The organism is Pseudomonas sp. UBA6276 (genome assembly GCF_002438365.1).
Classification (GTDB): Bacteria; Pseudomonadota; Gammaproteobacteria; order Pseudomonadales; family Pseudomonadaceae; genus Aquipseudomonas; species Aquipseudomonas coleopterorum.
Map to the genome: position 1 here is coordinate 31,988 of NZ_DJUS01000060.1, position 19,340 is coordinate 51,327.

The 19,340-nt window shown below is 63.0% G+C and carries 19 protein-coding genes and 1 tRNA gene; 6 read left to right on the forward strand and 14 right to left on the reverse strand.

Annotated elements, in window-relative coordinates; genetic code table 11:
• Positions 1-161 precede the first annotated feature (161 nt).
• Together B2V21_RS07070 and B2V21_RS07075 are read left to right on the forward strand one after the other, a co-directional pair.
• The gene (locus B2V21_RS07070) at positions 162-875 is read left to right on the forward strand and encodes a GntR family transcriptional regulator (RefSeq protein WP_049860701.1); all 714 of its coding nucleotides are present in this window, start codon (positions 162-164) and stop codon (positions 873-875) included.
• Between the two features lie 19 nt (positions 876-894).
• Positions 895-1,629 carry an aspartate/glutamate racemase family protein gene (locus tag B2V21_RS07075; protein WP_286916440.1) on the forward strand — a complete coding sequence of 245 codons (735 nt, stop codon included), beginning with the start codon at positions 895-897 and terminating at the stop codon, positions 1,627-1,629.
• 124 nt (positions 1,630-1,753) lie between these two features.
• Here the strand turns inward: B2V21_RS07075 and B2V21_RS07080 are convergent, their stop codons facing one another.
• From B2V21_RS07080 to B2V21_RS07095, 4 genes are all read right to left on the reverse strand, one after another.
• Positions 1,754-2,776, reverse strand: a complete 1,023-nt coding sequence (locus B2V21_RS07080; RefSeq protein WP_286916441.1) for a transketolase family protein — start codon at positions 2,774-2,776, stop codon at positions 1,754-1,756.
• Positions 2,773-3,621: a transketolase gene (locus B2V21_RS07085; RefSeq protein WP_090356651.1), complete on the reverse strand. Its 849-nt coding sequence runs from the start codon at positions 3,619-3,621 to the stop codon at positions 2,773-2,775. The genes B2V21_RS07080 and B2V21_RS07085 overlap by 4 nt, the downstream gene beginning before the upstream one ends.
• Positions 3,622-3,639: 18 nt before the next feature.
• On the reverse strand, positions 3,640-4,941 hold the full coding sequence (locus B2V21_RS07090; protein WP_049860705.1) for an MFS transporter: 1,302 nt from the start codon (positions 4,939-4,941) through the stop codon (positions 3,640-3,642).
• A 100-nt stretch (positions 4,942-5,041) separates the two neighbouring features.
• Positions 5,042-5,791 carry an SDR family NAD(P)-dependent oxidoreductase gene (locus tag B2V21_RS07095; protein WP_049860706.1) on the reverse strand — a complete coding sequence of 250 codons (750 nt, stop codon included), beginning with the start codon at positions 5,789-5,791 and terminating at the stop codon, positions 5,042-5,044.
• A gap of 190 nt (positions 5,792-5,981) precedes the next feature.
• On the opposite strand from B2V21_RS07095, the gene B2V21_RS07100 reads away from it, so the two are divergent.
• A complete protein-coding gene (locus B2V21_RS07100; RefSeq protein WP_090356655.1) occupies positions 5,982-6,899 on the forward strand; it encodes a LysR substrate-binding domain-containing protein in 918 nt (305 codons plus the stop codon).
• A 148-nt stretch (positions 6,900-7,047) separates the two neighbouring features.
• Here B2V21_RS07100 and B2V21_RS07105 read toward each other — a convergent pair.
• From B2V21_RS07105 to B2V21_RS07125, 4 genes are all read right to left on the reverse strand, one after another.
• Positions 7,048-7,121, reverse strand: a tRNA-Gly gene (locus tag B2V21_RS07105).
• A gap of 165 nt (positions 7,122-7,286) precedes the next feature.
• Complete coding sequence (locus B2V21_RS07110) at positions 7,287-7,979, reverse strand: pseudouridine synthase (RefSeq protein ID WP_286916442.1); 693 nt, start codon at positions 7,977-7,979, stop codon at positions 7,287-7,289.
• 7 nt (positions 7,980-7,986) lie between these two features.
• Positions 7,987-8,211 (reverse strand): cysteine-rich CWC family protein, encoded by a 225-nt coding sequence (locus tag B2V21_RS07115; protein WP_043187032.1) that lies wholly within the window; start codon positions 8,209-8,211, stop codon positions 7,987-7,989.
• Positions 8,212-8,890: 679 nt separating this feature from the next.
• Positions 8,891-10,003 (reverse strand): enoyl-CoA hydratase/isomerase family protein, encoded by a 1,113-nt coding sequence (locus tag B2V21_RS07125; RefSeq protein WP_286916443.1) that lies wholly within the window; start codon positions 10,001-10,003, stop codon positions 8,891-8,893.
• Positions 10,004-10,160: 157 nt separating this feature from the next.
• Here B2V21_RS07125 and ung point away from each other — a divergent pair, with 157 nt between their 5' ends.
• Positions 10,161-10,847 carry a uracil-DNA glycosylase gene (gene ung, locus B2V21_RS07130; RefSeq protein ID WP_056845130.1) on the forward strand — a complete coding sequence of 229 codons (687 nt, stop codon included), beginning with the start codon at positions 10,161-10,163 and terminating at the stop codon, positions 10,845-10,847.
• Here ung and B2V21_RS07135 read toward each other — a convergent pair.
• The 4 genes from B2V21_RS07135 to B2V21_RS07150 form a co-directional block, all read right to left on the reverse strand.
• Entirely contained in the window at positions 10,844-11,881 is a 1,038-nt protein-coding gene (locus B2V21_RS07135; RefSeq protein WP_049860760.1) for an AbrB family transcriptional regulator, read from the reverse strand. The two genes, ung and B2V21_RS07135, sit on opposite strands and share 4 nt — an antisense overlap.
• Positions 11,874-13,388, reverse strand: a complete 1,515-nt coding sequence (locus B2V21_RS07140) for a tripartite tricarboxylate transporter permease (protein ID WP_049860712.1) — start codon at positions 13,386-13,388, stop codon at positions 11,874-11,876. Before B2V21_RS07140 ends, B2V21_RS07135 begins: the two co-directional genes overlap by 8 nt.
• A gap of 1 nt (position 13,389) precedes the next feature.
• The gene (locus B2V21_RS07145) at positions 13,390-13,848 is read right to left on the reverse strand and encodes a tripartite tricarboxylate transporter TctB family protein (RefSeq protein WP_049860761.1); all 459 of its coding nucleotides are present in this window, start codon (positions 13,846-13,848) and stop codon (positions 13,390-13,392) included.
• A gap of 167 nt (positions 13,849-14,015) precedes the next feature.
• Positions 14,016-14,999 carry a Bug family tripartite tricarboxylate transporter substrate binding protein gene (locus B2V21_RS07150; protein ID WP_049860713.1) on the reverse strand — a complete coding sequence of 328 codons (984 nt, stop codon included), beginning with the start codon at positions 14,997-14,999 and terminating at the stop codon, positions 14,016-14,018.
• A 281-nt stretch (positions 15,000-15,280) separates the two neighbouring features.
• On the opposite strand from B2V21_RS07150, the gene B2V21_RS07155 reads away from it, so the two are divergent.
• Both B2V21_RS07155 and B2V21_RS07160 read left to right on the forward strand, forming a co-directional pair.
• The gene (locus B2V21_RS07155) at positions 15,281-15,952 is read left to right on the forward strand and encodes a response regulator (RefSeq protein ID WP_049860714.1); all 672 of its coding nucleotides are present in this window, start codon (positions 15,281-15,283) and stop codon (positions 15,950-15,952) included.
• Positions 15,945-17,327 (forward strand): sensor histidine kinase, encoded by a 1,383-nt coding sequence (locus B2V21_RS07160; protein WP_122741544.1) that lies wholly within the window; start codon positions 15,945-15,947, stop codon positions 17,325-17,327. The genes B2V21_RS07155 and B2V21_RS07160 overlap by 8 nt, the downstream gene beginning before the upstream one ends.
• Here the strand turns inward: B2V21_RS07160 and B2V21_RS07165 are convergent.
• Entirely contained in the window at positions 17,324-18,136 is an 813-nt protein-coding gene (locus B2V21_RS07165) for an HDOD domain-containing protein (RefSeq protein WP_049860717.1), read from the reverse strand. The genes B2V21_RS07160 and B2V21_RS07165 overlap by 4 nt on opposite strands.
• A gap of 74 nt (positions 18,137-18,210) precedes the next feature.
• Complete coding sequence (locus tag B2V21_RS07170; protein ID WP_049860718.1) at positions 18,211-19,152, reverse strand: YgfZ/GcvT domain-containing protein; 942 nt, start codon at positions 19,150-19,152, stop codon at positions 18,211-18,213.
• Positions 19,153-19,340: the final 188 nt, after the last annotated feature.

A 19,340-nucleotide genomic window follows, 5' to 3' on the forward strand; every position in this document is an offset into this window, starting at 1 on the left:
TGCTTGCTTTGTGAATATCCTGTGCTGTTTTCGCGCATTTTCTGGCTGTGGAGGCCCGTATTGGTGCGGTTTGATGAATGCCGATCTTGGCCCGGGGCAAAGATGGCGAAGACAATTCAGTTTGTATACGATTGCCTCACGCGTACCCAGGAAACGATTTCGTGAATTCTCCCCTTTTTCTTGCCAACAGTTCCGATGGCTCTACGGCCGTCAGTCGTGATGAACACATTTATCAGGAGATCCTCGACGCCATCGTCGAGCACCGCCTGCAACCGGGCGTGCGCCTTCCCGAAGATGCCCTGGCCGAAGTGTTCAACGTCAGCCGCACGGGCATTCGCAAGGCCTTGCAGCGTCTGGCTTTGGAGCGTCTGGTCACCCTGCGGGCCAACCGTGGTGCGGAAGTGGCCCATCCCAGCGCCAAGGAGGCTCAGGATGTATTCGCCGCCCGGCAACTGATCGAGCCTGCGTTGATGCCGACCGTGGTCGCCCACGCCACGGCCGAACATTTCAAGCGGCTGCGAGAGCTCGCCGAGCAGGAGCATCAGGCGCAAGATCAGGGGCGGCATAGCCATGCCATTCAGCTCTCGGCGCGGTTTCACGTGCAGCTGTCGGTGGCCGCCGACAATCAGGTGCTCAGCGAGCAGATCGCCCAGTTGACCACGCGTTCGTCGCTGATCATCGCGGTGTACGGTTCGCGCCATAGCGTCGGTTGCGATTGTGGAGAGCACGTCGAGCTGATCGAGCTGCTCGAACGGGGAGAGGGCGCACTCGCGTCGAACTGGATGGCCCGACATCTGGCGAGCATTCGCGCCAGCCTCCAGCTGGACGCCAAACCCGTGGCCGAGCCCGACTTCAAATCCATCTTCAAACGCTGATCCAGCTGCCGAGCCTTTCATGAAAATCCAGGTCATCAACCCCAACACCAGCTCGTCCATGACCGCCAGTATCGGCCGCGCCGCCGGTGCCGTCGCCGGTCGCGATACGCAGATCATCGCCTGCTGCCCGCAGGACGGCCCGGAATCGATCGAAGGCCATTTCGACGAAGCCATCGCGGCGGTCGGCGTGCTGGAAGAAGTGCGCAAGGGCGTGGCCGCCGGTTATGACGCGCACATCATCGCCTGCTTCGGCGACCCCGGCCTGCTGGCCGCCCGCGAGCTGGCCCGCGGCCCGGTGATCGGCATCGCCGAAGCCGCCTTTCATGTCGCCAGCCTGCTGTGCACTCGCTTCGCCGTGGTCACCACGCTCACCCGTACGCGCATCATCGCCGAGCACCTGCTGCGCAACTACGGCATGACCGAGCACTGCACCTCGGTGCGCTGCGTCGACATTCCCGTGCTGGAGCTTGAAACCCTGGGCGAGGAGGTATTGGTCGAGCGCATCGCCGAGCAGGCTCTGCAGGCCCGCGACCAGGAAGGCGCCGGCGCCATCGTGCTGGGTTGTGGCGGCATGGCCGACCTGCCTGCGCGAGTCAGCGAACGCGTCGGCCTGCCCGTGATCGATGGCGTGGCGGCGGCAGTCAAATTGGCGCAGGTGCTGGTGGAATTGGGGCTGGGGACGAGCAAGCACGGCGATTTGGCGTATCCGCTCGCTAAGCGGTTCAGTGGGCGGTTTGGGCATTTTGGGCAGTAGGTGCAGCGCGAAGCTGGAGGGGAGGCTGGGCGGCCCCTCGACCTCAACACTACGAATTGGAACTGCCTCTTTCAGCCGGTTCATTCCTTGAATCGGGGGCACGCAGCCCCCGACGATCAAGCCATCACAGCCAGCCTTTGATCCGAGCGCACACCGCCTGCGTGGAAATCTGGTAACGGTCGTGCAATGTCGGCAATGCACCGGCGTCGAGAAACGCATCGGGCAGGGCAATCTGCCGGAATGCGGGCGTCACGCCGTTGCGCAGCAGGACAGTCGCCACCGCTTCGCCCAGACCACCGATGATGGAGTGGTTCTCCGCCGAGACTACCAGCCTGCCTGACTTTCGCGCTTCCGCCAGAATGGTCTGTTCGTCCAGCGGCTTGATGGTCGGTACGTGTAGTACGGCGACATCGATGCCATCGGCCTGAAGTGCCTGGGCAGCCTCCAAGGCTCGCATGGTCATCAAGCCGGTCGAGATGATCAACACGTCATTGCCCGTGCGCAGGGTCTTGGCTTTGCCGATCTCGAAGGTGTAGCCATATTCGTCCAGTACCAGCGGAACGTTGCCGCGCAGCAGACGCATGTACACCGGCCCGTTGTGAGCGGCGATGGCGGGAACGGCCTGCTCGATTTCGAGCGCATCGCAGGGGTCGACAACCATCAGATTCGGCATAGCGCGGAAGATGGCCAAATCATCGGTGGCTTGATGGCTCGGGCCATAGCCAGTCGTCAGCCCCGGCAACCCGCAGACGATCTTGACGTTGAGATTCTCCTCGGCGATGGCCATGCAGATGAAATCATAGGCACGGCGTGAGGCGAACACGGCATAGGTCGTGGCAAACGGAACAAAGCCCTCGCGCGCCATGCCTGCAGCGGCGCTCATCAACAGCTGTTCAGCCATGCCCATCTGGTAGAACCGATCGGGGTGTGCCTGGGCGAAGATATGCAGGTCGGTGTACTTGGCCAGATCGGCGGACAGGCCAACGATATCCGGCCGCTGTGCAGCCAGGGCCGCCAGGGCGTGGCCAAAAGGTGCCGACCGGGTTGCCTGACCTTCAGAAGCGATCGAGGCGATCATTGCCGAGGTCGTGAGTTTCTTCTTGGCGGCCGCTGGCGCCTGGGCAGTGTCGTTCTTGAAGTCGTTCATACAGTGTCCCCTTCTTCGAGGTGGTTCAAGGCCAGGTTCCATTCATGCTCATCCACGCGAATGAAGTGGGCCTTCTCCCGGGTTTCCAGGAACGGCACGCCTCTACCCATTCTGGTATCGCAGATGATCACCCGCGGTTGCGTGCCGCCATGACTGCGCGCGGCATCGAACGCCTTGACCAGCGCGTCCAGATCATTGCCATCTACGCGCTGGGTGAACCAGCCAAACGCCTGCCAACGGTCAACGATGGGTTCGAAAGCCAGCACTTCGCTGGAGCGGCCATCGGCCTGTTGGTTGTTGACGTCCACGATGGCGATCAGATTATCGAGCTTCCAGTGAGAGGCCGACATCACCGCTTCCCAGGTCGACCCTTCGTTCAGTTCACCGTCGGACAGCAGGTTGTAGACGAACGAATCGGAACCCTTGCGCTTGAGCCCCAGGCACGCGCCCACGGCGATGCCCAGACCTTGGCCCAGCGAGCCGCCGGTGATCTCCATCCCCGGGGTGTAGGTCGCCATGCCCGACATCGGCAGGCGGCTGTCATCGGAGCCGTAGGTTTCGAGCTCGTCCAGCGGGATGATTTCGGCTTCGATCAGGGCCGCGTACAGCGCGATGGCGTAGTGGCCAATGGAAAGGTAGAAGCGGTCACGCTGTTCCCATTCGGGGTCATGGGGCTTGTAATTCAGCGCGTGAAAGTAGGCCACAGCGAGCAAGTCAGCCGCCCCCAATGCCTGACCGACGTAGCCTTGGCCTTGAACCTGGCCCATACGCAGCGCATGACGACGGATGTTGAGGGCGCGTTGTGCCAGTGATGTTTCAGAAACCTTGGATGAAATAGCAGTCATTGCACGTACTCCGTTGACTCAACGATTGACCGAAGCGGCGGGGATTCGCAGTACCAGGCACGCACCGATGCACAGCACGCCGGTGATGAGGTACATCCCTATCGCGCTCGACCCTGTGGTCGTGGTGATCCAGCCAATCAGGTAGGGCGAGCAGAAGCCGGCGAGGTTGGCGAAGCTGTTGATGCCGGCAATTCCCGCAGCGGCTGAGACCCCGCCCAGCAGCGTGGTCGGCAGCATCCAGAACAGCGAAGAGGCAGACAGAACCCCGGCCGCCGCCAGGCAGAGACTCAGTACCGAGATGACCAGGTTCGCGCCGAAGAGGGCCGCCAACGTAAGGCCCAAGGCACCCGCGATCATGGGCGCAATCAGGTGCCAGCGACGTTCGCGGTGCTTGTCGCCACTTCGGCCCATCAGCAACATGGCCACGATGGCGCACATGTAGGGCAGGCTGGTGACCAGGCCAATGTGCAGCGGGTCGGAAACCCCGGCGTTGCGAATCAAGGTCGGTAGCCAGAAGGTGATCGCGTATTGACCCATCACCACACAGAAGTAGATGCAGGCCAGCATCCACAGGCGACGATCGCGCAGGAAATCGCGGACCGAACCGTGAGTGACCTTACGGCTGTTGTCTTCCGCCAGTTCCTTGTTCACCAGCTCCTTTTCGTCATCGGTCAGCCAGGTGGCCTGGTGCACGCCATCCTTGAGATACGCCAGGACCATCAGGCCGACGATCACCGTCGGAATGGCCTCGATGACGAACATCCACTGCCATCCGGCCCAACCGTGAAAGCCGGCGAATTTGGCCATGATCAGGCCGGAAAGAGGGCCGCCGATCATGCCCGAAAGTGGAATCGCGATGAACCAGAGCACCGTCATCCTGGCTCGGCGATACGAGGGGAACCAGTACGTGAGATAGAGCAGCAAACCTGGCGCCAGGCCGGCTTCGGCGATGCCCAGCAGGAAGCGCAGCACATAGAATTGCCACGCCGTTTCCACGAAGGCGAAGAGGGCGGAGATGATGCCCCACGAGATCATGATGCGGGCGATCCATCGGCGCGCGCCCACTTTGTGCAGAATCAGATTGCTGGGAACTTCGCAGAGGAAATAGCCGAGAAAGAACATCCCGGCACCGAGGCCGTACACGGTTTCACTCAGCGACAAGTCGCTCATCATCTGCAGTTTAGCGAAGCCCACGTTGACGCGATCCAGATACGCGCACAGGTAGCACAGCATCAGGAACGGCATCAGTCGCCAGGCGGTTTTGCGATAAGCATTCGAGCGCACGGTCGAAACCGCTTCGAGCGTCATGGAAGTTATCATGATTGTCCGATCTCTTGTTTTTATAGACGGCCAGGCGCTGTGGCCTGGCGTGCCATCGATCTAGAACACCACGGGTCATTGTCGACCCGGTTACCTGCCCTCAGTGGATCAGCATGCCGCCATTGACATCCAGCGTGATGCCGGTGAGGTATGAAGACAGATCGCTGGCCAGAAACAGCGCAGCGTTGGCGACATCCTGAGCCGCGCCCAGACGACCCAGCGGAATGCCGTCGATGATCGCGTGGCGACGCTCGTCCTGCATCAGGCCTCCAGTGATATCGGTATGGATCAGGCCGGGAGCGATGGAGTTGACACGGATATTGTCCGGGCCCAATTCCCTGGCCATCGCCTTGCCAAGGCCCAGTACGCCCGCCTTGGCGGCGCTGTAGTGTGGCCCGCCGAAGATGCCACCGCCACGTTGAGCCGATACCGACGACATGCAGACGATGCTGCCGCAAGCCTGGCTTTTCATTACCGGAATGACGGCCTGCGACATGAGCAAGGTGCCGCGCAGGCTCACATCCAGCACTTTGTCGTAGTCGGAAGGGCGGATATCGAGGGTCTTGATCGGCTGGGTGATGCCGGCGTTGTTGACCAGAATGTCTATTCGACCGAACTGCGCGATGACCTTGTCCACGGCCTGTTTGACCTGGTGTTCGTCCGCGACGTTGGCGGCCAGACCCAGATGGCCTTCACCCAACGCCGAAGCGGCATCGCGCGCGGCAGACTCATCCAGATCCACGATGACGACATGGGCACCCTGCTGGGCGAACGTGATGGCGGTGGCCCGACCAATTCCGCGTTCGGATGCAGCACCGGTGATGATTGCGACTTTGCCTTGAAGAAGCATGGGGAAATTCCTGTCATTGTTTTTATGATTCGATTCGGGAATCGATGACTCAGGGTGTTCCGCCCACGCACTGGCAGCAATATGGCAAACCTCACTGCTGGCTGAGAAAAATTCACCTCTCGTCAGCAGACCCACGGAATGCTTGAATGAGACTCGCCCATAACATCTCAACAACAAGAGCCGAGTACTTATGCGCCTTCACGACAGTGCGCCCCGGGACCTGCCACCGCTGAGGGCCATTCAAGCCTTCGAGCAGACGGCCCGCTTTGGCAATCTCGCCAGGGCAGCCGAAGTATTGAACCTGACACCCTCAGCCGTGAGCCATCAGTTGGCGAATCTGGAAGCGATGATCGGCCGCCAGCTGTTCGTGCGCGCCGCCCGTGGCGTCACCCTCACCCCGGTGGGCGAGCAGTACCTGAAGGATATTTCCGGCTTGTTGCACAGCCTCGAAGTGGCAACCGAAAGAGCCGCCAGTGACGTGAGTCTCGACTGCCTGCGACTGCACTCGTCGCCAAGCTTCGGCCTGCTTTGGCTGATGCCGCGCCTGGAAGCATTCCGCGTGAGTCATCCCGATATCCAGATCAACCTGTCGTGTTCCTACGAGTCACTGCACTTCAGCCGGGACAAGATCGACGTCGACATACGCCACGGCCTGCCCAACTGGCCCAGCTACGAAGTGCGAACGGTGCGCAACGAAGCCTTTGCAGTGCTGGCCTCTCCACAGTTATTGGCAAAACGCCCAGTCGCCAGCGCGAGTGATTTGTTGAACAAGGAGTTGATCCTCTCGGAGGCAACGCTGCTCAAATGGCCCGAATGGTTCGCCCAGCACGGCCTGGCCCGCCCCGAACATCCCTATGCGCTGAGCTTCGATCGTTCCTACATGACACTGGAAGCTGCCAGCCACGGCCTTGGGTTCGCACTGGAAAGCACGCTGCTGGCACAGAAATACCTGGCGTCGGGCGCACTCGTGGAAGTGGCCCCTGAAGCGCTCAGTGCCGCGGTTGCCGCTCACCACTTGGTGTTTCCCAAAGCCCACTCGTCCTTTCCCAGGGTCAGACGGTTTCTGACGTGGATGGAGGGGGAGATGGGGCATCGGTTTGTGTTTTGAGGCTTTGTTTGTGAGTGGCGGATTGAGGGTGAGGGAGCGCGTAGGAGACTTAGTAGTGCTGTCGGTTCCTGCGGGTCGAGCAGATTAGGGGTGTAGGCGCCAGTAGGCGTGGCAGGGGAGTTGGAGTGCTTGGAGGATCATGAAAAACTGGAGCGGGTAGAGGGAATCGAACCCTCAACTAAAGCTTGGGAAGCTTTCGTTTTGCCACTAAACTATACCCGCATGACGCCTTGTTTCCGTGCCGCCGGCCGTTCATTGCGAACTCGATTGCCAGCTTGGCCACCTCGGTGCGATGCGTCTTTCGACACCTGCTCCGGGCGGCTGACTTTGTACCAGAAGCGCCCTGTAATTTGAAGCGCTAATTTTCGTTTCTCTGCTCGATCCCCCTTAAACCAGACCGATTTCCTCCGCGCTCAGGCTGCGGTATTGGCCGGGTTGCAGGCTTTCGTCCAGCACCAGTTCGCCCATGCGTTCGCGGTGTAGTTTGACCACCTTGTTCTGGAAGTGCCCGAACATCCGCTTCACCTGATGGTAGCGCCCTTCGACGATGCTCAGGCGCGCAAGGCGCGGGCCGAGGATGTCGAGGTGGGCGGGGAGGGTGGTGAGGTCTTCGAAGGCGAAGTAGATGCCTTGCGCGAAGGTCTCGACGTAGTGGGGTTCTATGACCTGCTCGGTTTCAACCCGGTAGACCTTGGGCAGCTTGGTGGTCGGTTGAGTGAGGCGGCGTGACCATTGCCCGTCGTTGGTCAGGATTATCAGCCCGGTGGTGTTGAAATCCAGTCGACCGGCAATGTGCAGTTGATCCTTGTCCGGCACTTCGATCAGGTCGAGGACGGTGCGGTGCTGCGGGTCCTGGGTGGCGCTGACGCAGCCAGGTGGTTTGTGCAGCATCAGGTAGAGGGCGGGATGGCCAGCCTGCAGCAATTCCTCGTCGAGGCGGACTTCGCTGAATTCGGTGACGGCGTGCAGCGGGTCGCGTACCACGCGGCCGTCGACCTGGATGCGCCCTGCGATCAGGGCCAGGCGCACCTGTTTTCGGTTGAAACGTTCGAGATTGGAAAGAAATCGGTCCAAGCGCATGGCGGCGTTACGCCCTCGATGCAGACAGCTGCTCACTCACTTGAGCGCAGCGGGGGCACAGGCAGGCGGCGTTGCGCAGGTGCTCGGGCAAGGCCTGCAGTACTGCGGGGTCGATGCTCACCGAGTAGCACCAGCAGGGCTGGGCGGCGGTCTTTGCATCGGCCAGGGTGCAGTCGTTGCGGCTTCCGCAGGCTGGGCAGAGGTGGCTGGCGAGTGAAGCGGGGGTGGTCATGGGCGATCCATGCAGCGATGAGTGTCCGCATTCTACGGCAGCATGGGACACGGCGGCGAATGACGCCGGCGGGCACCCTTGGATGAGGCTTTGTATCAATTTATTGCCGAGTGAAATGCAGCATCTTTCCGGGTGTCTTAGTTATGCCCAGAACCGTTGTTCCGGGTACCGACCAGTCGTGCTGGTTCGATCCCTCTCGCGGTCCAGGAGGCCGCTTATGTCCCTTAGAGCTCTTTTGATCGTGGTATTGGCCTTGTCGACAAGTGCCTGTGTGCCCTATGGAGGGGGAGGTTACTACCGCACCGAAGTCTATTCCGTGGACAGCGCGCCGCGTGCTGGCTACTACCCGTACAGCCAGCCCTACAGCAGCGGTTATTACGTGACGCCGGCGCCACGGTACTACGAAGGACCGCGTTACTATTCCGCGCCTCGTTACTACGCGGTACCGCCGCCGCGCTATTTCGGTCCACCGCCACCGAACTACCGGCCTGGATTCGGGCCCGGCCGCGGTCCCGATGCCAGGTGGCGTGACGGTCCGCCGCGCCATTACGGTCAGGATTGGAACCGCGGTCGAGGTCCGGACCGGGGTCCTGGTCGGGGCCCCGGTCGCGGCGGTCGGCACTAGCCTGCAACGGCGCCCTCAGGGGCGCCGTTTTTTGTTGTTCCAGGCAGATCGCCTTTAGTAGTCGCACAGGTCCGCCAATGGATGACGGCCCTCCCAGGCCTTGCCGAAATGCGCCTCGACCACCGCTTGCGGCACATGGTCGACGTCAGGCCAGTGCCAGTGCGGCTGGTTGTCCTTGTCGATCAGACGAGCGCGCACGCCTTCGCTGAATTCAGGGTGGCGGCAGCAGTTCAGGCTCAGGCTGTATTCCATCTGGAACACCTGGGCCAGCGACAGGTGCCGGGCGCGGGCCAACTGGGCCCAGATCAGATGGGCCGTCAGTGGGCAGCCTTTGGCCAGGTTGCCGGCGGCCTTGGCCAGCAACGGGTCGTCGTGCTGCTGCCATTGCACCAGCGCGTGCCAGGCCGCTGGCGCGTCGCTGACGTCCAGTTGCGCGTCAATGGCCGCGCGGCGCGGTAGCCATTGTGCGGCGGGCACGGTGTCGCGCGCATCGTGTTCGAGGGCCTTGAGCAGGCTGTTCAACTGCATGGCGGTCTGCTCCTGCCAATTAAGCTGCAGCAGGCCGTCGAGCAAGTCTTCGTATTGGTCATCGCGCAGGCAGCGGTCGGCCAGGCCCAAGTCCAGAGCGTCGCGCGCGTTGATCTGCGCGCCGGTCAGGCCCAGGAACAGACCGAGCTTGCCCGGCATGCGTGACAGGAACGTGCTGGCACCGACGTCCGGGTACAGGCCGATGGTGATCTCCGGCATGGCCAGGCGGCTGCTGGGCGTGACGATGCGGATGCTCGAGGCCTGCAGCAGGCCCATCCCGCCGCCCAGTACATAGCCGTGGCCCCAGCAGATCACCGGTTTGGGGTAGGTGTGCAGGCGGTAGTCGAAGCGGTATTCGGCAGCGAAGAAGCGCGCGGCCAGGTCAGGCACTTCGCCGGGGTGGGCACGGCAGGCCTGGACCAGGCTGCGCACATCGCCACCGGCGCAGAAGGCTTTTTCGCCCTCACCGCGCAGCACGACGCACACCACGCGGTCGTCCTGCGCCCAGGCATCGAATTTTCCCGCGAGCGCTTCGAGCATCGGCAAGGTCAGAGCATTGAGCGTCTTCTCCGCATTCAGGGAGACGACGCCGATACGTGCGCCATTGCCGGCGCTGAGTTCTTCGAAATTCAAATCCATCCTGACCTCGCATCGAAAGGGCGGTGGCGGGGGGACGAAGACCGCAAATGGCCAACGTAGGGTTGCAGTGCGCGATTGTGTCTGGATTTGACTTTCCGGGTTCGCTTTCCTACCGTCCGCCCACTGATTTCTGCTGCCTACTGATTTCTGGTGATAAATGAGTACAGACGACCGCATCAAACTCGAGCCTAGCTGGAAAGCTGCACTGCGTGAGGAATTCGACAAGCCCTACATGGCGCAGTTGCGCGAATTCCTGCGCGAGGAGCATGCGCAAGGCAAGGAGATCTATCCGCCCGGGCCGATGATTTTCAACGCGCTGAACACCACGCCGCTGGATCAGGTGAAAGTCGTCATCCTCGGTCAGGATCCCTATCACGGTCCGGGCCAGGCCCATGGCCTGTGCTTTTCGGTGCAGCCGGGCATTCCCACGCCGCCGTCGCTGGTGAACATTTACAAAGAGCTCAAGCGCGACCTGAACATCGACATTCCCAAGCACGGCTATCTGCAAAGCTGGGCGGAGCAGGGTGTCTTGCTGCTCAACACCACCATGACGGTGGAGCGGGCGAATGCCGCCTCCCACGCCAAGAAAGGCTGGCAACCGTTCACCGACCGCATCATCGAAGTGGTCAGCGAGCATCAGTCCAGCGTGGTCTTCATGCTCTGGGGCGCCCATGCGCAAAGCAAGCAGAAGCTGATCGACAACAGCAAGCACCTGGTCCTGACGTCCGTGCATCCGTCGCCGTTGTCGGCGCACAAGGGCTTCATCGGCAACGGCCATTTCAGCCGCGCCAACAAGTTCCTGGAACAGAACGGCCTGACCCCCATCGACTGGCGCCTGCCCTAGGACACCGGTCGACGTTTCTGCCACTGGCGAAACAGCGGCTCGGCCAGAAACAGCACGAACAGCAGACGCATCACCTGCATCGCCGTCACCAGCGGGACCGACAGTTGCAGCACCTCGGCGGTCAGGCTCATCTCGGCGATGCCGCCGGGCATCATGCCCAACGTCAGCGAGCGCAGGTCCAGATGGGTCAGGGCGCTCAGGGCCAGCGCGCAGCCCGCGGCGATGGCCATGGTCAGGGCGGTGCTGACCAGCGTGCGAGCCAGGAACGACGGCGCCCGGCGGAAGAACGCTCGGTTGAAGTGGCAGCCCAGGCCGCTGCCGATCAGCCACTGGCCGATCTGGCTGCCGCCGTCGGGCAGGCCGATGTGCAAGTCGAAACTCACGCTCATGGCGGCACTCACCAGCAGGGGGCCGAACAGCCAGGGGTTGGGCTGGTCCAGGCGTTGCCAGATCCAGGCAGCCAGGCCCGCGAGCGGGAAAATCAGCGCCAGCCAGGCCCAGTCGACGGCGCCCTCGTGGCTGATCGGCGTGCCTTCGCCGAGCAGGAACTTGAACAGCGCCGGCACGCACAGCACCACCGCCAGTACCCGCAGGCTTTGCCCGGCCGCGACGCGGCTGAGGTCGGCGCCGTTGCGCGCGCCCAGGTTGACCATCTCGCCGGACCCGCCCGGCATGCTCGAAAAGAAAGCCGTAGGCCGGTCTTCACCGGTGCGCAGCATCAGCCACACGCCTACGGCACTGGACACGCTGGTGATCAGCGCACCAAAAAAAATCGGGCCGAAATGGCCCGCTACCTGTTCCATCACCAACGGGGTGAAGTGCAGGCCAATCCCTATGCCGACGATCCATTGGCCGAGCTTGCGGCCGTTGGGTATTTCCGCCAGTTGCCAGGGTGTCAGGCAGCGCACCAGGATGATCGCCAGCAACGAGCCGATCATCCAAGGCAGTGGCCAACCGATCAGGCTGGCGAGGTAACCGCCAGCCAGACCGACGAAGGGTGTACCCCACCAGCTGTGCAGAAACCGATCAAACATCGGCAGCGGCACGACGCAGGGCGGCACGTTTGCGCCAGATGCGAACCACGGGCAACAGCAGCATCAGCACGGTCAGGACCCAGACACCAGCGGTGATCGGGCTGCCCCAGAGAATCTGCAGCTCGCCGTTGGAGATCGACAGCGCACGGCGCAGGTTCTGCTCCATCAGGCCGCCCAGGATGAACCCGAGCAGGACTGGCGACAGCGGGAAGTCCAGCTTGCGCAGGATGTAGCCGAAGATGCCGATGCCGATCATCAGGAACAGGTCGAAGGTCGTCGCGTGCACGGCGTAGACGCCGATCCCGGTGATGATGGCGATCACCGGCACCAGTGCCCAGTTTGGCACGGCGAGGATCTTGGTGAAGATGCGGATCATCGGGATGTTCAGGATCACCAGCATGATGTTGGCGATGAACAGCGAAGCGATCAGGCCCCAGACGATGTCCGGCTGCTGTTGGAACAACAGTGGGCCGGGCGTGATGTTGTACAGCGACAGGGCGCCGATCATCACCGCGGTGGTGCCCGAACCTGGCACGCCCAGGGTCAGCATCGGCACCAGCGCGCCACAGGCGGTGGCGCCGATGGCGGTTTCCGGGGCGGCCAGGCCGCGCTTGTCACCTTGGCCGAACTTGCCGTTGGCACCGGCCAGGCGTTTCTCGGTGGTATAGGCCACGGCGCTGGCCAGGGTCGCACCGGCACCGGGCAGTACGCCCATGATGAAGCCCAGCACGCCGCAGCGGATGTTCACCCAGAACACCGAAGCGGCCTCCTTGAGGTTGAACATCATGCGCCCGGTGGCGGTGACGGCCACGCTGCCATGGTGAGTCTTTTCCAGCAGCAGGAGGATCTCGCTGATCGAGAACAGGCCCAGCACCAGCACGACGAACTGAATGCCGTCGGCCAGGTGGATGTTGTCGCCGGTGAAGCGGTACACGCCGCTGTTGGCGTCGATGCCGACACTGGACAGGAACAGGCCGATCAACGCCGCGATGAAGGTCTTCAACGGCCGGTCACCGGCCATGCCGCCCAGGCAGACGATGGCGAACACCATCAGCACGAAATACTCCGCCGGGCCGAAGGCGATTGCCCATTTGGCCAGGATCGGAGCAAACATGACCATGCCGCAGGTGGCGATGAACGCACCGATGAACGAGCTCCAGGCGGACAGCGAGAGCGCCACGCCGGCCAGGCCCTGACGGGCCATCGGGTAGCCGTCCAGGGTGGTCATCACGGTCGAGGCTTCGCCGGGAATGTTGAGCAGGATCGAACTGATGCGGCCGCCGTATTCGCAGCCCAGGTACACCGCCGCCAGCAGGATCAGCGCCGATTCCGGCGGCAGGCCCAGGGCGAAGGCGATCGGGATCAGCAGGGCCACGCCGTTGATCGGCCCCAGGCCCGGCAGCAGGCCGACCACGGTGCCGATCAGGGTGCCCGACAGGGCGGTGACGAGGTTGTAAGGGGTCAGTGCAACGCCGAAGCCCTGACCCAGGTAGCCAAGAGTATCCATGTCAGTTCTCCAGAACGCTGAGCAGACCCAGGGGCAGCGGCACGTCCATGACTTTGTCGAAAAGCACGTACAGGCCGATGCTCATCAAGGTGATGATGATCACGCTGGGCACCGCACGGCCGCCATACAGCAGGGCCATCGGGATGCCGATCAGCACGCTGCTGAGAATGAAGCCCAGCGGCTCGAACAGCCCGGCGAACACCAGCAGCAGGCCGATGCACATGGCGATCTTCTTCAAGGTCGGGCGATCCAGCGGCGGTTCTTCCTCGCTGTGCACGATCGGGGTAGGGCGAAACACCAGGTAGAGCAGCGCCAGGCTCATCAGGCCGAGCATCAGCAGCGGGTAGGCACGCGGGCCGACCGGCTCATAGGAAAAGGGCGCCTGATACGGCCAGGCCATCAGCGCCAGACCGGCACAGACGAGCAGCAACAGCAGGGCGAAAAGCCGTTGAACGATCATGATCATGGTCATGTTCCTTCGTGAAGAGTGAAGGTGGTGGGGGCTGGGAGAAAGCCATTCGCGGGCAGAGGGCTCGCCGCCCGCCCCGCTCCCACAAGGGTTCAGAATGTGCAGACCTGTGGGAGCGGGTCTCTGCCCGCGAAGAGGCATCACAAGGCCCAGCCCGATTACTGAACCAGCCCGAATTCCTTGGCCAGGGTCTTGTACTCGGCCACCTGTTTCTTCACGTAGGTATCCAGCTCCGGCCCGGTCATGGCGAACGGGAACAGCTCGCGCTGGTCACGCAGCTTGGCGAACTCTTCGGATGCCAGCAGCTTGTCGAACGCCGCTTTCCACCAGTCGTATTCCGCGTCGGTCACTTTCGGCCCGAGGTAGAAGCCGCGCACCACCGGCCAGACAATGTCGTAGCCCTGTTCCTTGGCGGTCGGGATGTCCTTCATTTCCGGCTCGTCCAGACGCTTGTCGGAGAACACCGCGAGCAGCCGCATGTCGCCGCTGAGGATGTGCGGCATGGAGTCGGAGATGTCGGTGCTGCCCACCTGGATGTGGCCGCCGAGCAGGGCCGTGGCGATTTCGCCGCCACCTTCCAGGGCCACGTAGCGCAGGTCGCGCGGGTTGATCCCGGCGGCCTTGGCGATCAGCGCGGTCTGCATCCAGTCCTGGCTGCCGACGGTGCCGCCGGAGCCGATCACCACCTTGCTCGGATCGGCCTTGAGCGCCTTGACCAGGTCATCCAGGGTCTTGTACGGCGAGTCGTTCTTGACTGCGATGGCGCCATAGCTGGTACCGACCGCCGCCAGCCAGCGCACGGCGCTTTCGTCGAAACGACCGAACTTGCCCTGGGCCAGGTTCAGCAGCGAGCCGCTGGACCAGGCCACCAGGGTTCCCGCATCGGCCGGACGCTGGGCCACCACGGCGTTGTAGGCCACGGCACCGACGCCGCCAGGCATGTAGGTCACACGCATGGGCTTGGACAGTAGTTTCTCGTTGACCAGCGCGCTTTGAGCGAGTTTGCAGGTCAAATCGAAGCCACCGCCAGGCGAGGCTGGGGCAATGCATTCAGGACGTTTGGGTTCTTCCTGGGCGAGCAGCGGGGCACTGATGAACAGGCAGCTGACAGCCAGGGCAAGCGGACGCATGGCGCGGATCATGGGTGTTTCTCCATTGTTGTTCTTGTTATCGAAAACGTACGGTGACGTTTGCGTGGCAGGTCTCTGGGTACCCGCCTTGCTGAAACCATATGTTGCGAACCTTTCACCAAGCTTTCAGTGGCTGCCAATCTGCCAAGACTGCTTCACAGCGCGGCGCGGCCCTGTAAACTCGGGCCCATAAAGCGCTTGATGAGTCGTTCGCGCAAGGTTTCGGTGGCAGCCAACATCGTACTGCGGCGACATCATCTCGACCTGAAAAAGATTGGCCGTGAGGAATACCGATGCGTGTCCTGCTTGTAGAAGATCACCTGCAGTTGGCCGAAAGTGTCGCCCAGGCGCTCAAGGCCACCGGCCTGACCGTCGATGTGCTGCACGACGGCGTGGCTGCGGACCTGGCCCTGGCCAGCGAGGAATACGCTGCCGCCATATTGGATGTCGGCCTGCCCAGGCTCGATGGTTTCGAGGTGCTGGCGCGCCTGCGGGCGCGGGGCAAGAACCTGCCGGTCTTGATGCTCACCGCGCGCAGCGACGTCAAGGACCGCGTCCATGGTCTGAACCTGGGCGCGGACGACTACCTGGCCAAGCCGTTCGAGCTCACCGAACTCGAAGCCCGGGTCAAGGCGCTGCTACGGCGCACCGTGCTTGGAGGAGAGCGGCAGCAGCGCTGCGGTCCGCTGGCCTACGATCTTGATACGCGCCGTTTCACCCTGGGCAAGGAGCTGCTGACCCTGACCTCCCGCGAGCAGGCGGTGCTCGAAGCGCTGATCGCCCGGCCAGGACGGGTGATGAGCAAGGAGCAGTTGGCGGCCCAGGTGTTCGGCCTGGACGAAGAGGCCAGTGCCGACGCCATCGAGATCTACGTGCACCGCCTGCGCAAGAAACTCGACAAGCAGCCGATCGCCATCGTCACCTTCCGGGGTCTGGGCTACCTGTTGGAAAGCCGCGATGCGTGAGGTCAGCAGCCTGCGTTGGCGGTTGCTGTGGAACCTTGCGATGCTGCTGGTCTTCCTCATGCTGGCCAGCGGCCTGAGTGCCTATTGGAATGGTCGGGAGGCGGCCGATACGGCCTATGATCGAACCCTGCTGGCGTCGGCGCGTACCATCGCCGCCGGGCTGTCCCAGCGCGATGGCACACTCAGCGCAGACGTGCCCTACGTGGCGCTGGATACCTTCGCCTACGACAGCGCCGGGCGTATCTATTACCAGGTCAACGACATCGACCACAAACTGATCTCCGGCTACGAAAACCTGCCGGCGCCGCCCAAGGGCACGCCGCGCACGGACGATTATCCAGCCCTGGCCACCTTCTACAGCGGTCGCTACCTGGGCCAGGACGTGCGCGTGGTGAGCCTGCTCAAGGCCGTCAGCGAGCCGAACATGATCGGCATGGCCGAGATTCGCGTGGCCGAGACCGAAGAGGCGCGCGTCTCCATGGCTCGCAGCCTGATGGCCGACACCCTGTTGCGTCTGGGCATGCTGGGCATCGGCGCGTTGCTGCTGGTGTGGATCACGGTCAGCGCAGCGTTGCGGCCATTGGAGCGCCTGCGCGACGAAGTCGAGGACCGTCAGCCCGATGACCTGCGCCCCTTGCCGCTGGTGGAGGTGCAGCGCGAGCTGTGGCCCTTGGTGCAGGCGCTCAACCATTTCACCGAACGTCTGCGCGTTCAGTTCGAGCGGCAAGCGCAGTTCATCGCCGATGCCGCCCATGAGTTGCGTACGCCGCTGGCCGCGCTCAAGGCACGCGTCGAGCTAGGCTTGCGTGCCGAGCAGCCGGAGGTCTGGCGGACTACGTTGCAGGAAGCGGTGCAGGGCACCGACAAGCTGACCCACCTGGCCAACCAGTTGCTGTCCCTGGCCAGGGTCGAGAACGGCGCCCGGGCCATTGCCGAAGGCGGCGCCCAGCGTCTGGACCTGAGCCAGCTGGCGCGCGAGCTGGGCATGGCCATGGCGCCCCTGGCCCATGGCCGGGGGGTGGCTCTGGCATTGGAGGCCGATCAGCCGATCTGGCTGCGCGGCGAGCCGACGTTGCTCAACGAATTGCTCAGCAACCTGGTGGACAACGCCCTGGCCCATACCCCGGCTGGCGGCAACGTCATCCTGCGCGTGCTGGCCCCCGGCATCCTCGAAGTGGAGGACGACGGGCCGGGTATTCCGGCAGATGAGCGCGATCGCGTGTTCGAGCGTTTCTATCGGCGCAACCCGCACAGCGCCGGTACCGGGCTGGGCCTGGCGATCGTCGGCGAGATCTGTCGCGCCCACATGGCGCGGATCAGCCTGCACGATGGCGCCCGAGGCGGTTTGAAAGTGCGTGTCGACTTTCCGCTCTAGCTGAGCAGCGTCTGTGCGTGCATCAAGTCACTGGCCAGCAGCACCGGGCTCTGCTTGATCTCCAGGCGTTGATACGCCGGGTGCTCGACCAGGGTCGGTAGGCCGGTGTTGTGCGGCAGGCGCAGCAGGGTGGCGATCATCACCAGGTCGCCGTAATCGGTTTCGGTGTTGTCCCGGTTCAGATCGAGAAACTGGCCGGGCACCTTCGCCAGCATCGCCGGGAAATCCCATTTGCGCAGGATACGGTCGCCAATCCGAGGGTGAATGTGCTCGATCACATGGCTGAGGCAAACCGGGTCAGAGAGCAGTTCGTTGCGCTCCTGAGCGTAGGTCAGAATCGGCAGTACGCCGATCTGGTGCACCAGGCCGGCGAGGGCGGCGCGGTCGGGCTTGAGCGAAGTGAAACGCCGCGCCAGTTCGGTGCACATGCCCGCAACCTCCAGGCTGGTTCGCCAGGCCTCACGCATGCGGCTCTGCACGGCAGGGGCGCGGGCATGGAAAATCTGCTCGATCACCAGACCGATGGCCAGGTTGCTGCTGTAGTTGACACCCAGGCGATTGATCGCCGTGCGCACGTCGGTCACTTCGAAGCTGGCCCGCAGCAGCGGGCTGTTGACCACCTTGAGCAGACGCGCCGAGAGCGCCGCGTCCTGACCGATGACCTGGCTGAGGCGATTGACGCTGACGTTGTCGTCCTCCGCCGCTTCGCGGATTTTGATGGCCACTTCCGGCATGGTCGGCAAAACCAGGTCGTCTCGCTCGATGGCGGCCAGCAAGTCGCGTTGTACTGTATCTGCCAGCTGGTTCATTCGGCGCCTCGGCATCGCGGTGGTAGAGTGCGCAGGCCCTTTGCAGGGCGCTGCTAGCGCTGGGCAGGACGCTGCTAGCGCTGGATTTCTCGGTCTCGATCAAGTGTATAGGGCAGGGTGAGAAGTTCCAGCGCCGGACCTTCCAGGCTACCCAGGTGGATGCGACCATCTTCGACGGCGTTGTCCTGAAGGACCGCCAGGGCCTCGTAGCCATCGCTCGTCGGTGCGGCCAGGGCGATCTCGCCGATGGCGCTGCCGTGCACCGGCGAGAACAACCCGGTACCTGGCTCCGGTCGTGTCGAGCCGGCCAGTCGAACGTGGTAAAGGCGGCGCTTGAGCTTGCCCAGGTACTGCATGCGCGCGACGATTTCCTGGCCGGTGTAGCAACCCTTCTTGAAGCTCACGCCGCCCACGGCCTGCAGGTTGAGCATCTGCGGGATGAACAGCTCGCGGGTCGGTTCCACTACTTGACCGATACCGGCGCGGATCTGCCCCAGCAGCCACTCGTCGAGCGAGCCCTGAGCCAATTGTTCACCCAGCCGCGCGGCCAGATTTTCCGCTTGCTCGGCAGGCGCCCACAGCTCGGCTCGGGCGGGGGATACCCGTACCGCGATCAGCGCGCCATGGCGCACCACCGCGTCGGTTTCCAGGGGCAGTTGCAGGCCCAGAGCAGTCAGCGCGCCATCGCCATGCTGTACGCCGAAACGCACCCAGGCATCACTTTCGTCTGTCAATTTGGACTTGGAGAACACGGCGTACTTTTTCAGGTCGGCCAACTGCGCTTCGACCAGGCCGCGGGCCATGGCCAGCACGCAGCCATCGCCTTGCAACAGGATGCGGAAGCTGGACTGCATGCGGCCTTTCTGGGTGCAGCGCGCACCGAGGCTGGCAGTGTGCTCGTCCAGGTAGTTGAGATTGCAGGTCAGCTGGCCCTGCAGAAACTTGCTGGCGTCCGAGCCGCGAACGGCCAGGACGCCCTCGTGGGCCAGGGTGCAGAACATAGCGGTATCGGACATGGGTTATCGCTGAGTTGAAAAGAATGGACATCATCATAGAGCCCCGCACCGGGGGAATGCTATCCCTGCCGCCCTGACACCCCATCGGCGCGTCTGTATACTGCGCGCCTATTCAAGGAGCCCCCCATGGTCGAAAACGTTGAACTCAACCGGCTTTACTGGCACAGCCGCCGCGGCATGCTGGAGCT

Excerpts from the sequence above, each read along its gene's own strand:
- B2V21_RS07075 (WP_286916440.1), top strand. The coding sequence starts at position 895 with ATGAAAATCCAGGTCATCAACCCCAACACCAGCTCGTCCATGACCGCC.
- B2V21_RS07080 (WP_286916441.1), bottom strand. The coding sequence starts at position 2,776 with ATGAACGACTTCAAGAACGACACTGCCCAGGCGCCAGCGGCCGCCAAG.
- B2V21_RS07085 (WP_090356651.1), bottom strand. The coding sequence starts at position 3,621 with ATGACTGCTATTTCATCCAAGGTTTCTGAAACATCACTGGCACAACGC.
- B2V21_RS07090 (WP_049860705.1), bottom strand. The coding sequence starts at position 4,941 with ATGATAACTTCCATGACGCTCGAAGCGGTTTCGACCGTGCGCTCGAAT.
- B2V21_RS07095 (WP_049860706.1), bottom strand. The coding sequence starts at position 5,791 with ATGCTTCTTCAAGGCAAAGTCGCAATCATCACCGGTGCTGCATCCGAA.
- B2V21_RS07100 (WP_090356655.1), top strand. The coding sequence starts at position 5,982 with ATGCGCCTTCACGACAGTGCGCCCCGGGACCTGCCACCGCTGAGGGCC.
- B2V21_RS07110 (WP_286916442.1), bottom strand. The coding sequence starts at position 7,979 with ATGCGCTTGGACCGATTTCTTTCCAATCTCGAACGTTTCAACCGAAAA.
- B2V21_RS07115 (WP_043187032.1), bottom strand. The coding sequence starts at position 8,211 with ATGACCACCCCCGCTTCACTCGCCAGCCACCTCTGCCCAGCCTGCGGA.
- B2V21_RS07125 (WP_286916443.1), bottom strand. The coding sequence starts at position 10,003 with ATGGATTTGAATTTCGAAGAACTCAGCGCCGGCAATGGCGCACGTATC.
- ung (WP_056845130.1), top strand. The coding sequence starts at position 10,161 with ATGAGTACAGACGACCGCATCAAACTCGAGCCTAGCTGGAAAGCTGCA.
- B2V21_RS07135 (WP_049860760.1), bottom strand. The coding sequence starts at position 11,881 with ATGTTTGATCGGTTTCTGCACAGCTGGTGGGGTACACCCTTCGTCGGT.
- B2V21_RS07140 (WP_049860712.1), bottom strand. The coding sequence starts at position 13,388 with ATGGATACTCTTGGCTACCTGGGTCAGGGCTTCGGCGTTGCACTGACC.
- B2V21_RS07145 (WP_049860761.1), bottom strand. The coding sequence starts at position 13,848 with ATGATCGTTCAACGGCTTTTCGCCCTGCTGTTGCTGCTCGTCTGTGCC.
- B2V21_RS07150 (WP_049860713.1), bottom strand. The coding sequence starts at position 14,999 with ATGATCCGCGCCATGCGTCCGCTTGCCCTGGCTGTCAGCTGCCTGTTC.
- B2V21_RS07155 (WP_049860714.1), top strand. The coding sequence starts at position 15,281 with ATGCGTGTCCTGCTTGTAGAAGATCACCTGCAGTTGGCCGAAAGTGTC.
- B2V21_RS07160 (WP_122741544.1), top strand. The coding sequence starts at position 15,945 with ATGCGTGAGGTCAGCAGCCTGCGTTGGCGGTTGCTGTGGAACCTTGCG.
- B2V21_RS07165 (WP_049860717.1), bottom strand. The coding sequence starts at position 18,136 with ATGAACCAGCTGGCAGATACAGTACAACGCGACTTGCTGGCCGCCATC.
- B2V21_RS07170 (WP_049860718.1), bottom strand. The coding sequence starts at position 19,152 with ATGTCCGATACCGCTATGTTCTGCACCCTGGCCCACGAGGGCGTCCTG.